At 61.0% G+C, this 13,452-nt stretch carries 12 protein-coding genes; 4 read left to right on the forward strand and 8 right to left on the reverse strand.

All coding sequences use genetic code 11. From position 1 onward, the window contains the following. Nucleotides 1-20: 20 nt before the first annotated feature. A complete protein-coding gene (locus AC3ISR_RS27180; RefSeq protein ID WP_463983669.1) occupies nucleotides 21-428 on the reverse strand; it encodes a flagellar basal body-associated protein FliL in 408 nt (135 codons plus the stop codon). Between the two features lie 150 nt (nucleotides 429-578). Between AC3ISR_RS27180 and AC3ISR_RS27185 the strand changes: the two genes are divergently transcribed. Both AC3ISR_RS27185 and glpT read left to right on the forward strand, forming a co-directional pair. After that, nucleotides 579-1,556: an NADPH:quinone oxidoreductase family protein gene (locus tag AC3ISR_RS27185; protein ID WP_463983670.1), complete on the forward strand. Its 978-nt coding sequence runs from the start codon at nucleotides 579-581 to the stop codon at nucleotides 1,554-1,556. Nucleotides 1,557-1,867: 311 nt separating this feature from the next. Continuing rightward, the gene (gene glpT, locus AC3ISR_RS27190; protein ID WP_463983671.1) at nucleotides 1,868-3,205 is read left to right on the forward strand and encodes a glycerol-3-phosphate transporter; all 1,338 of its coding nucleotides are present in this window, start codon (nucleotides 1,868-1,870) and stop codon (nucleotides 3,203-3,205) included. Here the strand turns inward: glpT and AC3ISR_RS27195 are convergent. Continuing rightward, nucleotides 3,202-3,855, reverse strand: a complete 654-nt coding sequence (locus tag AC3ISR_RS27195; protein WP_226454623.1) for a gamma-glutamylcyclotransferase — start codon at nucleotides 3,853-3,855, stop codon at nucleotides 3,202-3,204. The two genes, glpT and AC3ISR_RS27195, sit on opposite strands and share 4 nt — an antisense overlap. Before the next feature lie 26 nt (nucleotides 3,856-3,881). After that, on the reverse strand, nucleotides 3,882-6,269 hold the full coding sequence (locus tag AC3ISR_RS27200) for a TonB-dependent receptor plug domain-containing protein (protein ID WP_192297933.1): 2,388 nt from the start codon (nucleotides 6,267-6,269) through the stop codon (nucleotides 3,882-3,884). Between the two features lie 285 nt (nucleotides 6,270-6,554). On the opposite strand from AC3ISR_RS27200, the gene AC3ISR_RS27205 reads away from it, so the two are divergent. Then, nucleotides 6,555-7,031: a sn-glycerol-3-phosphate transporter gene (locus AC3ISR_RS27205; RefSeq protein WP_192297934.1), complete on the forward strand. Its 477-nt coding sequence runs from the start codon at nucleotides 6,555-6,557 to the stop codon at nucleotides 7,029-7,031. Nucleotides 7,032-7,181: 150 nt separating this feature from the next. On the opposite strand, the gene AC3ISR_RS27210 is transcribed toward AC3ISR_RS27205, so the two are convergent. The 5 genes from AC3ISR_RS27210 to AC3ISR_RS27230 all read right to left on the reverse strand — a co-directional run bounded on the left by AC3ISR_RS27210 (nucleotide 7,182) and on the right by AC3ISR_RS27230 (nucleotide 12,392). Further along, nucleotides 7,182-8,150 (reverse strand): CDP-6-deoxy-delta-3,4-glucoseen reductase, encoded by a 969-nt coding sequence (locus tag AC3ISR_RS27210; RefSeq protein ID WP_192297935.1) that lies wholly within the window; start codon nucleotides 8,148-8,150, stop codon nucleotides 7,182-7,184. Next, nucleotides 8,150-9,616 carry a 4-hydroxy-3-polyprenylbenzoate decarboxylase gene (ubiD, locus tag AC3ISR_RS27215; protein ID WP_305391716.1) on the reverse strand — a complete coding sequence of 489 codons (1,467 nt, stop codon included), beginning with the start codon at nucleotides 9,614-9,616 and terminating at the stop codon, nucleotides 8,150-8,152. Before ubiD ends, AC3ISR_RS27210 begins: the two co-directional genes overlap by 1 nt. Before the next feature lie 135 nt (nucleotides 9,617-9,751). Continuing rightward, the gene (rho, locus tag AC3ISR_RS27220; RefSeq protein WP_016973082.1) at nucleotides 9,752-11,011 is read right to left on the reverse strand and encodes a transcription termination factor Rho; all 1,260 of its coding nucleotides are present in this window, start codon (nucleotides 11,009-11,011) and stop codon (nucleotides 9,752-9,754) included. 234 nt (nucleotides 11,012-11,245) lie between these two features. Next, entirely contained in the window at nucleotides 11,246-11,575 is a 330-nt protein-coding gene (gene trxA, locus AC3ISR_RS27225) for a thioredoxin TrxA (protein ID WP_003213989.1), read from the reverse strand. A gap of 121 nt (nucleotides 11,576-11,696) precedes the next feature. Beyond that, complete coding sequence (locus AC3ISR_RS27230; protein WP_192297937.1) at nucleotides 11,697-12,392, reverse strand: FadR/GntR family transcriptional regulator; 696 nt, start codon at nucleotides 12,390-12,392, stop codon at nucleotides 11,697-11,699. 264 nt (nucleotides 12,393-12,656) lie between these two features. Here AC3ISR_RS27230 and AC3ISR_RS27235 point away from each other — a divergent pair, with 264 nt between their 5' ends. Continuing rightward, a complete protein-coding gene (locus tag AC3ISR_RS27235) occupies nucleotides 12,657-13,442 on the forward strand; it encodes a transporter substrate-binding domain-containing protein (RefSeq protein WP_192297938.1) in 786 nt (261 codons plus the stop codon). Nucleotides 13,443-13,452: the final 10 nt, after the last annotated feature.

Below are 13,452 nucleotides of genomic sequence, written 5' to 3' on the forward strand. Positions count from 1 at the left end.
AATGGCGCGAAGCGCCCGGGTTACTGAATGATCAGGTTGTTGAACAACAGATCTTCCACCACTGGCTTGCCCGTCTCATCGGTCATCACTTGCTGAGTCTGCTTCAACGCTTCCTGGCGCAGTTTCTCTTTGCCTTCGACGGTGCTCATGGTCTCGTTGGTCTGCTGGGTGAACAGCGCCACCAGTTGGTTACGGATCAACGCATCGTTGGCTTTGACCGCCGCGGCCGCCTCGGTGCCGGTCACGCGCAGGGCGATGTCGGCCTTGTACACCTTCAGCTTGGCGGTGCCGTCCAGACCATAGTTGCCGACGAACGGTGGCGTCAGGCTGATATAGCTGACTTTCGGCGCCTCGCCTTCTTTCGCTTCCTGGGCCTGGGCTGCCATCGGCAAGGTCAGGGCCAGCATCAACAGGATCCACGCTTTCACAGTTCATTCCTCACATTCGGTTGCGCGCTAGCATAACGCTAGCAACGCTCAGCACAAGCTTATGGCGACGTATCAGGCACGAGCATGCTCGTTGACCCCCAGACGCACCCTTCTACACTTATCGGCCACGACGCCCAAAGGAATAGTCCGATGAAAGCTGTGCTGTGCAAAGCCTTCGGCCCTGCCGAAACCCTGGTGCTGGAAGATGTCGCAAGCCCAGCGATCAAGAACAACGAGATCCTGCTGGACGTGCATGCTGCCGGGGTCAACTTCCCGGACACCTTGATCATCGAGGGCAAGTACCAGTTCAAGCCGCCCTTTCCGTTCTCGCCGGGTGGCGAAGCGGCGGGTGTGGTCAGTGAAGTCGGCGAGAAGGTCAGCCACCTGAAGGTCGGCGACCGGGTCATGGCCCTGACCGGCTGGGGCAGCTTTGCCGAGCAGGTCGCGGTGCCGGGCTACAACGTGCTGCCGATCCCGCCGAGCATGGACTTCAACACCGCCGCCGCCTTCAGCATGACCTACGGCACCTCGATGCACGCGCTCAAACAGCGCGGTCACCTGCAACCCGGGGAAACCCTGCTGGTACTCGGCGCCTCCGGTGGCGTGGGCCTGGCGGCGGTGGAAATCGGCAAGGCCATGGGCGCCCGTGTGATCGCGGCGGCCAGCAGCGCCGACAAACTCGCGGTGGCAAAAGCCGCCGGTGCCGATGAGTTGATCAACTACAGCGAAACCAGCCTGAAGGATGAGATCAAGCGCCTCACCGACGGCAACGGCGCGGATGTGATCTACGACCCGGTGGGTGGCGACCTGTTTGACCAGGCCATCCGCAGCATTGCCTGGAACGGCCGCTTGCTGGTGGTGGGGTTTGCCAGCGGGCGCATCCCGGAGCTGCCGGTGAACCTGGCGCTGCTCAAGGGCGCGGCGGTGGTCGGGGTGTTCTGGGGCTCGTTCGCCCAGCGCCAGCCGCAAGACAATGCCGCGAATTTCCAGCAGCTGTTCACTTGGTATGGCGAGGGCAAGTTGAAGCCGTTGGTGTCGCAGGTGTATCCGCTGGAACAGGCGGCACAGGCGATCAATGACCTGGGGCAGCGTCGGGCTGTCGGGAAAGTCGTCGTCCAAACCCGCTAACCCACTTGAAATGCAGTTGAATGTGGGAGCGGGCTTGCTCGCGAAAGCGGTGTGCCAGTCAATATATTCGGTGACTGATCCACCGCATTCGCGAGCAAGCCCGCTCCCACACAAGCTTGCTCCCACATTTGGATCTCCAGTGTCCTGCGAGACCCCATCCCGACCCACACTTATCCATTCGCGACATGTTCGTAAGAGAACATCCACTGACGCTCATTTCCTGTGTTTGCAGATAAGAGGCGATGCTATTTTCGGTAACGAAACTGTAACATTCGCATCCGCAGTCAAAACAAGAAATTTGGAGCTCTTGAATGTTTGCTTTCTTTCGTCCTGCCGCACACCAGGCGCCCCTGCCTGAAGAAAAAATAGACAGCACCTACCGACGCCTGCGCTGGCAGATCTTCGCCGGTATTTTCTTTGGTTACGCCGGCTACTACCTGCTGCGTAAAAACTTCTCCCTGGCCATGCCGTACTTGATCGACGAGGGTTACACCCGCGGCGAACTGGGCCTGGCGATGTCTGCCATCGCGATTGCCTACGGCCTGTCCAAGTTCCTCATGGGCCTGGTGTCCGACCGCTCCAACCCGCGTTACTTCCTGCCCTTCGGCCTGCTGGTTTCAGCGGGTGTGATGTTCATTTTCGGTTTCGCACCTTGGGCGACGTCCAGCGTGACCATGATGTTCATTTTGCTGTTCATCAACGGCTGGGCCCAGGGCATGGGCTGGCCGCCAAGTGGCCGGACCATGGTGCACTGGTGGTCGCAGAAGGAGCGCGGCGGCGTGGTTTCCGTGTGGAACGTGGCGCATAACGTCGGCGGCGGCCTGATCGGCCCGCTGTTCCTGCTTGGCATGGCCTGGTTCAACGACTGGCACGCGGCGTTCTACGTACCGGCCACCGTGGCCCTGCTGGTGGCGGCGTTTGCCTTCATCACCATGCGCGATACCCCGCAATCGGTCGGCCTGCCGCCAATCGAGAAGTACAAGAACGACTACCCGGAAGGCTACGACGCCAGCCACGAAGACGAATTCAGCGCCAAGGAAATCTTCGTCAAGTACGTGCTGCGCAACAAAATGCTCTGGTACATCGCCTTCGCCAACGTGTTCGTCTACCTGCTGCGCTACGGCGTGCTGGACTGGGCGCCGACGTACCTCAAGGAAGCCAAGCACTTCACCGTCAACAAGTCGTCGTGGGCGTACTTCTTCTACGAGTGGGCCGGTATTCCGGGCACGCTGCTGTGCGGCTGGATGTCGGACAAGATCTTCCGTGGCAACCGTGGCCTGACCGGCATCGTGTTCATGGCGCTGGTGACGGTGGCGACCCTGGTTTACTGGCTCAACCCGCCGGGCAACCCGATGATCGACATGATCGCGCTGTTCTCCATCGGTTTCCTGATCTACGGCCCGGTGATGCTGATCGGCCTGCAGGCGCTGGAACTGGCACCGAAGAAAGCTGCCGGTACAGCGGCGGGTTTCACCGGCCTGTTCGGTTACCTGGGCGGTTCGGTGGCGGCGAGTGCGGCCATGGGCTACACCGTGGACCACTTCGGCTGGGACGGTGGTTTCGTGCTGCTGATCGGCGCGTGCGTGTTGGCGATTGCGTTCCTGATCCCCACGCTGTGGCACACCAACAGCGTCAGTTCGGCGCGTTAACCGCCTGAACACCCCTTCGCACAACGCTTGAGCCGCGCCTCCAGGTTTTTATCTGGCATGGCGTGGCTACGCAGGGCGTGGACGGTCTGCTCGACATAATCGCGCGTAGTGCCGTAACGCCCGCAAGCGCTTTCCAACACGTGGTTCAGGATGGCGTCGGGAAGATTGCCCGCGTAGCTGGGCAAGTGCCGCTCCAACACAAACCCCAAAGCCTGCACCTGACTGCCATCTTCAAGACGGCAACTGAGCCAGTGTGGCCGATACGAGGGGTAAGGCATTTCGCGGCACCACAGCGCGTAGAGCGAGGCTTCCAGCTGGTCTTCCGGCAAGCGGTAGGCAAACCCGCTGCATGAGCCGCCGCGATCCAGGCCAAAGACCAACCCCGGCAATTCCGGTGTCCCCCGGTGTTCGTGGGACCACAGGTACAGGCCACGGTGATAACCATGGACCCGCGCCCGCACGCGTTGGGTGGATGAGCATTCAGGACGCCAGATCAACGAGCCGTAAGCGAACAGCCAGACCGGCCCACCCTTGTGCCGGCCCATGGTCGCCTGCATCGAACTCATCAACTGCTCGTGAGTGAGTTGCGGCCCCAGATCGAGCCGCGGAGGGTAAGCCAATTGCATAAGATCGGATTCAATAACGGTCATGGCAGATCGCTTAGGTCTCCTGTGTGTTACCAGTTGTAAGCAACTTTACCGTAATAAAACGCGCCGCTGTAACCGTACGGCGAAAATGTGCTGTAGGCCAGGTTGCCGCCGCTGCTGGCGAATGCATTGACCTTTTCCGGGTATTTATCAGTGACGTTGTCGCCGCCCAGGGTGAAGGTCCAGTTCTGCAACTTGTAGTCCGCCGACAGGTCCAGCACCCACGCCGCCTTGAAGGTCTGGTCGTTGACCTTGTCCGCCTGATAGCTGGTGAACTCACCATAGCGCACCAGGTTGCTGTGCAACGCCCAATTGCCGAAGGTGAAGTCGTTGCCCAGGCTCAGCTTGTGCTCTGGCGTGGTATCGCCGAGCAGGCCGCTTTTCTCGCGGCGATCGACCCGCACCAGGTTGGCCCCCAGGCTGTCGAGGATCGCCGGGTTGGCCTTCACGTCCGTGACCTTGGTGTGGTTGTAGTTGTAGCCGACGGTGCTGTTCCAGCGGATGCCGTTGTCGAACTGGTAGCGATAGTTGGCCACCAGATCGACGCCGTCGGTGCTGGTGTCGGTGGCATTGGTGAAGTAGCGCGCCGTGGTGTAGTTGATGTTGCCGACGCCGTTGGCTTGCAGGTAGGCCTGGGTCGCGGGGCTCAGGTTGAGGTTGGACGATAGGCTGATGCGGTCGCGAATATCGATGCGGTACACATCCAGCGTCACGGTCAGGTCATCGGCGGGCTCCAGTACCAGGCCGAGGCTGTAGTTGCGCGATTTCTCGGCCTTCAGGTCCTCTGCGCCAAGCAGGCGCGCGACCTGGCTGGAGGCCGGGAACGTGCCGGCCTCGCGGATTTCACTGCCGATCAGTTGGGACGAGGTAAACGCAAAGTTCTGCTGGGCCAGGGACGGTGCGCGGAAACCGTTGGAAATACTGCCGCGCAAGGCCACCTGCGGGGTGAAATCGTAGCGCGCCGACAGCGAGCCGCTGACATTGGAGCCGAAGTCGCTGTAATCCTCATGCCGCACGGCGGCCGAGGCGCTGAGTTTTTCGGTGAAGTTGGTTTCCAGGTCCAGGTACTGGGCCCAGTTGTGGCGTGAGCTGCTGCCGGCGTCAGCCTCACGGAAGCCGCCGAGGCCCGAACTGCCGCTCTGGTAGTAGGATGCCGGCTCGCCCGCTTCGATTTCATAGCCCTGGCGCAGGTATTCACCGCCAAACGCGACGGACACCGGATACGGCAGCAACCCCACGTCGAACTCACGGGACAGGTCCAGGCTGACTTGCTTCTGGTCGTTGCTCAGGGTGCCGTTGTCGAACTTGCGCGGCGTGGCCAGACCCAGGGAGGTGTTGATGGTTTCGGTGCTGAGCTCGTATTGGTTCTTGCCGTAGTTGGCCGACAGGTCGTAATGCCAGTCGTAGGCCAGCAAGCCGCGCAGGCCCACCACCAGCGAGGTGTCTTCCAGGCTGCCCTTGATCAGCGGCAGGTAGCCATTGGGGTTGAGCGCCGCGATGTTGTTGGACGCATTGCTTGCACGGTAGAACGCCGCCGTCTCGCCACGCCGCTTGCTGTAACCGCCAAAGCTGTAGAACTCGGCCGCATCGTTGAAGGAATATTCGGAGTTGAACGCCAGCTTGCCTTCATTGGTCGCCGGTTCGCCCTGGCGGAACACGCGCTGGCCGTAGGTGGTGGAGCCAATGCTGGCAGTGCGGTAATCCTTGCCGGCACGGTTGGTGTAATCGTTGTCGGCGCCTTCGCCGGAGAGGCTGATAAAGCCGTTGTCGCCCAAGGCCAGGCCGGTGTTGCCGCTGATATTGCGCTGGATGCCGTCGCCCTTCTTGTACTGGCCGAACTTGCTGGAGATCGAGCCGCCATGGTCGGCATGCTTGAGGATTACGTTGATCACCCCGGCAATCGCGTCCGAACCGTAGCGCGCGGACGCGCCGTCGCGCAGCACTTCGATATGGTCCACCGCCGACAGCGGGATCGCGTTCAGGTCCGCTGGGGCCGAGCCACGCCCCACCGCCCCGCCGAGGTTGACGAAGGCACTGGTGTGGCGGCGCTTGCCGTTGACCAGCACCAACACTTGGTCCGGCGACAACCCGCGCAGTTGCGCAGGGCGTACCAGTTCGGCGCCATCCACCAGGCTTGGGCGTGGAAAGTTGATCGACGGAATCAGCCGCGCCAACACTGCGCCCAGCTCATCGGAACCGGTGCTGCGCAGGGTGTCGCCGGAAATCACATCCACCGGCGACAGCGAGGCACTGGCAGTGCGCTCCTGGGCGCGGGTGCCGGTGACGATCACGGTGTCGAGCTTAGGCACATCGGTGGCGGACGTTTCGGCCGCAAAGACAGGATTGAAGCCTGCGGCGGTCAGCAAATTGGCTGACAAAATCGCCGAGTACAGCGCGTGTTTCTTGTAGCTCCCCATACCGCTCCCCTTGGAATCATCTATCAGAACGTCATGCTCTGAATGCGTACGATCGATCCGGCTGGCGGGCGGTGGCGGTCAGTTGTTGGTGTTTGGCAGAACGTCGGTAGTCCGTTGTCTTATATCTTAATAAGACTTTTCCTACATTTAAAAGACCTTAAATGCATAAGCATAGGCGGTCATACTTTCAGCCCACGTTCAGGCCAGGTCGGGCGCTAGCCGTCAAACTACAGGGATTAAGCGACCCCACTAGCCGCCCATCCAAACGACTACCGAGGTCGGATCATGAAACAGCTTTTCCTCGGCTTGCTGCTTCTGGCACAAGCCACCGCCGCCCTGGCCAACGAAACCGCTGCGCCAGACGACAAGGGCTTCTGGTACGCGCAGACCAGCATCTACACCCGGCATTTCTCACCGGACCCCAAGCACAACAACAACCAGGACCTGATCGGCCTGGAGCGCAATGACGCATCTGGTTGGGTATATGGCGGGGCGACATTTCGCAACTCGTTCAGCCAGCGCTCGTACTACGCCTATGCGGGCAAGCGCTATGACATGAGCGACTACCCGGTGTACCTCAAGCTGACCGGCGGGGTGATCCAGGGCTATCGCGGCGAATACCGCGACAAGATTCCGTTGAACCGTTTCGGCGTGGCGCCGGTGATCATTCCGTCAGTGGGCACCCATTACGGGCCGGTGGCGGCGGAACTGGTGTTGCTGGGGTTCAATGCGGCGATGGTGACAACCGGCGTACGCTTCTGACCCTGACACGACACAACCCAATGTGGGAGCGGGCTTGCTCGCGAAAGCGGTGGATCAGTCAAAACATCTTTGGCTGACACACCGCTTTCGCGAGCAAGCCCGCTCCCACACAAGCCCGCTCCCACATTTTGATCGGTGTAGGCCAGTTATTTATGGACGGGGAGCGTAGGCAAACACGTCGGCGCGCATCTGGTGCGCGTCCATCCCGGCTTCGACCAGGGCATCCAATGTGCCGTATATCATCGCCGGCGAACCACTGGCATACACGTGCACGGCCTTGAGGTCGGCGATGTCCTCACACACTGCTTCATGCAACAACCCGCAACGCCCGTCCCAGCCGCACAGGTCGCTGACAACTTTGTGCAGGAACAGGTTGGGCAGTTGCAGCCACTGGTCCCAGTGCTCGATGGCGTAGAAATCTTCCGGGCGACGTACGCCCCAATACAGATGCACCGGGTGCTTGAAGCCCGAGGCGCGGCAGTGTTCGATCAAGCTGTGCATCTGTGCCATGCCGGTGCCGGCGGCGATCAGCACCAGCGGCCCGTCCGGCAGTTCGGCCAAGTGGGTGTCGCCAAATGGCAGCTCGACGCGCGCCATCTGGTTGCGCTGCAACTGCGCCAGCAAGCTGCGGGCGCTGTCTTCACGGGCCAGCACGTGCAGCTCCAAGTCACGCCCGGCGTGGGGCGCCGAGGCCAGGGAGAACGCCGACTTGTCGCCATTGTCCCGCTCGATCATCAGGTATTGCCCGGCGTGGTAACGCACCGCCTTGCCGGCCGGTGCACGCAGGCGCACGCGCCACACGTCGCCGCCGACGTCCACGCACTCACTCAACTGGCACGACAACTTGCGCAACGGCAACTCTCCCGGCGCCAGCACGCCATCCCACAACACAATGCAATCTTCCAGCGGCTCGGCGATACAAGTGTAGAACTCACCGTGGTCGCGCACCTCACCGGCTTGCTGCACCCGGCCTTCCACCAGCAACGCCGCGCATATGTGGCACACGCCGTTGCGACAGGCCTGGGGGCACTCGTAGCCCAGGCGACGGGCGCCTTCGAGGATTCGCTCGCCAGGGACCAACTCCAGCACGGCGCCGGACGGTTGCAGGGTTACACGCATCAATCTATTCCCAATTCTTTCCACATTGCATCGACACGGGCTGTGACAGCTTCGTCCTTGACGATCACCCGGCCCCACTCGCGCGTGGTTTCACCCGGCCATTTGTGGGTGGCGTCCAGGCCCATCTTCGAGCCCAGGCCCGACACCGGCGAAGCGAAGTCGAGGTAGTCGATCGGCGTGTTGTCGATCATCACCGTGTCGCGCTTGGGGTCCATGCGCGTGGTGATGGCCCAGATCACGTCGTTCCAGTCGCGGGCGTTGATGTCGTCGTCGGTGACGATAACGAACTTGGTGTACATGAACTGTCGCAAAAACGACCACACACCGAGCATTACCCGCTTGGCGTGGCCTGGGTACGACTTCTTCATGGTCACGATGGCCATGCGGTACGAACAGCCTTCCGGCGGCAGGTAGAAGTCGGTGATTTCCGGGAATTGCTTTTGCAGGATCGGCACGAACACTTCGTTGAGCGCCACGCCCAGAATGGCCGGCTCATCCGGCGGCCGGCCAGTGTAGGTGCTGTGGTAGATCGGCTTGATCCGGTGGGTAATGCGCTCGACGGTGAACACCGGGAAGCTGTCGACTTCGTTGTAGTAGCCGGTGTGATCGCCGTACGGGCCTTCGTCGGCCATTTCCCCCGGGTGGATCACGCCTTCGAGGATGATTTCGGCGGTGGCCGGCACTTGCAGGTCGTTGCCACGGCACTTCACCAGCTCGGTGCGGTTACCGCGCAGCAGGCCGGCGAAGGCGTATTCGGACAGGCTGTCAGGCACCGGCGTCACGGCGCCAAGGATGGTGGCCGGGTCGGCGCCCAGGGCCACGGAGACCGGGAATGGCTGGCCTGGGTGTTTTTCGCACCATTCACGGTAATCCAGCGCGCCGCCACGGTGGCTCAGCCAACGCATGATCACCTTGTTGCGGCCGATTACTTGCTGGCGGTAGATGCCGAGGTTCTGGCGGTCCTTGTTCGGGCCTTTGGTGACGGTCAGGCCCCAGGTGATCAGCGGGCCGACGTCGCCGGGCCAGCAGGTCTGCACCGGCAGCATGGCGAGGTCGACGTCATCACCTTCGATGACCACTTCCTGGCACACCGCGTCCTTGACCACCTTGGGGGCCATGGCAATGATCTTGCGGAAGATCGGCAGCTTCGACCAGGCGTCCTTCAACCCCTTGGGCGGCTCGGGCTCCTTGAGGAAAGCCAGCAGCTTGCCGATTTCGCGCAGCTCGCTGACCGACTCGGCGCCCATGCCAAACGCCACGCGCTCGGGGGTGCCAAACAGGTTGCCGAGCACCGGAATATCAAAGCCGGTCGGGTTTTCGAAGAGCAGCGCCGGGCCCTTGTTGCGCAGGGTACGGTCGCAAATCTCAGTCATTTCCAGCACCGGGGAAACCGGCATCTGGATACGTTTCAACTCTCCGCGCTGCTCAAGCTGCTGCACGAAATCCCGAAGATCCTTGAATTTCATTAACCATGCCACCCGTAAAATAGGCGTACATCCTACCTGCTCCGAGGGGCATTTGGCTGCCGGAGCACTTAAAAAGCGGGCGCAAAAAAAATGGCGCCCCTGGGGGCGCCATTCTTTCGGACCGCAAGCGTCGTATTACTTACGCTTCATCGACAAGAAGAACTCGTCGTTGGTCTTGGTGGTCTTCAGCTTGTCGACCAGGAACTCGATGGCAGCAACTTCATCCATCGGGTGCAGCAGCTTGCGCAGGATCCACATGCGCTGCAGTTCGTCGTCGGCAGTCAGCAACTCTTCACGGCGGGTGCCGGAACGGTTGATGTTGATGGCCGGGAATACGCGTTTTTCCGCGATGCGACGGTCCAGGGGCAGTTCCATGTTGCCGGTACCCTTGAACTCTTCGTAGATCACTTCGTCCATCTTCGAACCGGTTTCAACCAGTGCGGTGGCGATAATGGTCAGCGAGCCGCCTTCTTCGATGTTGCGCGCGGCGCCGAAGAAACGCTTCGGTTTCTCCAGGGCGTGGGCGTCGACACCACCGGTCAATACCTTGCCGGAGCTCGGGATCACGGTGTTGTAGGCACGGGCCAGACGGGTGATGGAGTCAAGCAGGATCACCACGTCCTTCTTGTGTTCGACCAGGCGCTTGGCCTTCTCGATCACCATTTCGGCAACCTGCACATGGCGGGTTGGCGGCTCATCGAACGTCGAGGCAACCACTTCGCCGCGCACGGTGCGCTGCATTTCGGTCACTTCTTCCGGACGCTCATCGATCAGCAGCACGATCAGGTGAACTTCAGGGTTGTTACGCGCGATGTTCGCTGCAATGTTCTGCAGCATGATGGTCTTACCGGCTTTCGGCGGTGCGACGATCAGACCACGCTGGCCTTTGCCGATCGGGGCGCACAGGTCGATCACACGACCGGTCAAGTCTTCGGTGGAACCGTTGCCGGCTTCCATCTTCATGCGCACAGTCGGGAACAGCGGAGTCAGGTTCTCGAAGAGAATCTTGTTTTTCGCGTTCTCAGGACGATCGAAGTTGATCGTGTCGACCTTGAGCAGGGCGAAATAACGCTCGCCTTCCTTTGGAGGGCGGATCTTGCCAACGATGGTGTCACCGGTGCGCAAGTTGAAGCGACGGATCTGGCTCGGCGAGACGTAAATGTCGTCTGGGCCGGCAAGATAGGAGGCGTCTGCAGAGCGGAGGAAGCCGAAGCCGTCCTGGAGAATCTCCAGCACGCCATCACCGGAGATTTCCTCGCCGCTTTTCGCGTGCTTTTTCAGCAGGGAGAAAATCACGTCCTGCTTGCGCGAACGGGCCATATTTTCTATGCCCATTTCTTCGGCCAGCTGGAGCAGGTCGGTAATCGGCTTTTGCTTGAGTTCAGTCAGATTCATATAGGAATGACGTAATCATTTATGGAGGGGGGAAATTAAGCTTTTGGCTTAATGAGGCCGCGCCGCAGAGAAGGCGACAGGATCGCGTACTAATCGAAAAGGAGTGCGTCGGCGACGGCATGCAGGGGGCAGTGGAGAAACCAGTGCGGGGCCGAATGTACCACCTGAGTTTCGGAGCGTCTAGCCCTGTTTCACGAAAAAGCCCCGCAATTTGCGGGGCCTTTCTGACGACGTTTAGATGTTCGCGTCGAGGAAAGCTTGCAACTGGGACTTCGACAGCGCGCCCACTTTAGTGGCTTCGACGTTACCGTTCTTGAACAGCATCAGCGTCGGGATACCACGCACGCCGTGCTTGGCCGGGGTTTCCTGGTTGTCGTCGATGTTCAGCTTGGCAATGGTCAATTTGCCTTCGTAGGTGGTTGCAATGTCGTCCAGAACAGGAGCGATCATTTTGCAAGGGCCGCACCATTCAGCCCAGTAGTCAACCAGCACCGGGCCTTGAGCCTTGAGTACTTCGGCCTCAAAGGTCGCGTCGGTGACGTGCTTGATAAGATCGTTGCTCATGGATGTCTCCGGATTGTAAGCAAAAAAAACGTGGCCCATCATAGCTGCCCTTCCCCCGTTCAGGAAGCCGCCTCTGATTGAGTCTTGCTATGGTGGTGCATGAGTTTGGGTATAGCCCAACTCAAGGCGCTACGGGAGTCACAAAGGCAATGCCGGTGCGCAGCGCCGCATTGCGCACGTGTTCCTGCATGGTTTTCTGCGCCGCCGCACTGGCGCGCCGGGCCAGGGCGCGCAGGATCTTGCGGTGTTCCTGCCAGGTTTCCATGGCCCGCTCCGGCCGGATGAACGGTAGTTTCTGACTTTCCAGGAACACCTCGGCGCTGGCGCTCAGGATGCTCACCATCGCCTGATTGCCACTGGCCAGCAGGATGCGCTGGTGGAATTCGAAGTCCAGCCGCGCCGCCGCTTCAAAGTCACCGGCTTTGAGCACCTTGCGCATCGCCTCGACGTTATCGTCCAGGCTGTCCAGCTCGTCGATGGTCAACGTCACCGCCGCCAAACCCGCCGCAAAGCCTTCAAGGGCATAGCGCAACTGGAAAATATCCAACGGCGTGGCCTGCGCCGCAAACGGCCAGGCAAATCCCGGCGCCTCGTCGACTGCTTGCACAAACACACCTTTGCCCGGCTGCACGCTGACCACGCCCAAGGCGCTCAAAGACGACAGCGCCTCGCGCAAAGACGCCCGGCTCACCCCCAACTGCAGCGCCAGATCGCGCTGGGACGGCAATGCATCGCCCGGCCCGAAGCCTTGCTCCTTGATCAGTTTGCGGATGGCCTGCAGGGCCGCTTCCGGTACGGCTTGGGCGATGGAATTCATAAAAAACTCAAGGTTCCAGTCAACTGAGCGGCTAGTTGTAAAGCTATTCGCGGCCGGCGGCAAGCCACGCCCCAAAGGGGCTCGCGCGGTTTTAACGGCGCTCGAAAAGGGTGCGAAAAGCCCCACCACTGTTCAGACCAGTAAGACCAGCGCAGCGCAGCAAAACCCTGCCTTGCAGACGATCCTGCGCAGGCTGGCATGGGCTGTGCAATTACTCCATCAGCCCAATCCAGAAAACCCCTTCGCCCTTCTCGGAGAGTTGCCATGACCAAGCGCTACAGCGCCCTGCTCACTGCCCTGTTTGCCAGCCTGATGCTGAGCCAGGCACCCGCCCAGGCCAACGGTCTGGACGACATCGTCGCCCGTGGCACCCTCAAGGTCGCCGTGCCCCAGGACTTCCCGCCCTTCGGCTCGGTCGGCCCGGATATGAAACCGCGGGGCCTGGACATCGACACCGCCAAGCTGCTGGCCGACCAGCTCAAGGTCAAGCTGGAGCTGACCCCGGTCAACAGCACCAACCGCATTCCGTTCCTGACCACCGGCAAGGTCGACCTGGTGATCTCCAGCCTGGGCAAGAACCCCGAGCGGGAAAAGGTCATCGACTTCTCCAAGGCCTACGCGCCGTTCTACCTGGCCGTATTCGGCCCGCCTGACGCGGCGATCACTGGCCTCGACGACCTCAAGGGCAAGACCATCAGCGTGACCCGTGGCGCCATCGAAGACATCGAACTGACCGCCGTTGCGCCCAAGGAAGCCACGATCAAGCGCTTCGAAGACAACAATTCGACCATCGCCGCCTACCTGGCCGGCCAGGTCGACCTGATCGCCAGCGGCAACGTGGTGATGGTCGCGATCAGCGAGCGCAGCCCCAAACGCGTGCCGGCGCTGAAGGTGAAGCTCAAGGATTCGCCGGTGTACGTGGGCGTGAACAAGAACGAGCCGGCGCTGCTGGAAAAGGTCAACCAGATCCTGGTGTCCGCCAAGGCCGATGGCAGCCTGGAAAAGAACGCCCTGCAATGGCTGAAAGAGCCTTTGCCGGCCGATCTTTGAAGGCGGAGTT

The sequence above is a fragment of the Pseudomonas sp. GL_117 genome (genome assembly GCF_057835125.1).

What these genes read in the sequence shown, in the direction of transcription:
- AC3ISR_RS27185 (WP_463983670.1), top strand. Translation starts at nt 579, where the DNA reads ATGAAAGCTGTGCTGTGCAAAGCCTTCGGCCCTGCCGAAACCCTGGTG.
- glpT (WP_463983671.1), top strand. Translation starts at nt 1,868, where the DNA reads ATGTTTGCTTTCTTTCGTCCTGCCGCACACCAGGCGCCCCTGCCTGAA.
- AC3ISR_RS27195 (WP_226454623.1), bottom strand. Translation starts at nt 3,855, where the DNA reads ATGACCGTTATTGAATCCGATCTTATGCAATTGGCTTACCCTCCGCGG.
- AC3ISR_RS27200 (WP_192297933.1), bottom strand. Translation starts at nt 6,269, where the DNA reads ATGGGGAGCTACAAGAAACACGCGCTGTACTCGGCGATTTTGTCAGCC.
- AC3ISR_RS27205 (WP_192297934.1), top strand. Translation starts at nt 6,555, where the DNA reads ATGAAACAGCTTTTCCTCGGCTTGCTGCTTCTGGCACAAGCCACCGCC.
- AC3ISR_RS27210 (WP_192297935.1), bottom strand. Translation starts at nt 8,150, where the DNA reads ATGCGTGTAACCCTGCAACCGTCCGGCGCCGTGCTGGAGTTGGTCCCT.
- ubiD (WP_305391716.1), bottom strand. Translation starts at nt 9,616, where the DNA reads ATGAAATTCAAGGATCTTCGGGATTTCGTGCAGCAGCTTGAGCAGCGC.
- rho (WP_016973082.1), bottom strand. Translation starts at nt 11,011, where the DNA reads ATGAATCTGACTGAACTCAAGCAAAAGCCGATTACCGACCTGCTCCAG.
- trxA (WP_003213989.1), bottom strand. Translation starts at nt 11,575, where the DNA reads ATGAGCAACGATCTTATCAAGCACGTCACCGACGCGACCTTTGAGGCC.
- AC3ISR_RS27230 (WP_192297937.1), bottom strand. Translation starts at nt 12,392, where the DNA reads ATGAATTCCATCGCCCAAGCCGTACCGGAAGCGGCCCTGCAGGCCATC.
- AC3ISR_RS27235 (WP_192297938.1), top strand. Translation starts at nt 12,657, where the DNA reads ATGACCAAGCGCTACAGCGCCCTGCTCACTGCCCTGTTTGCCAGCCTG.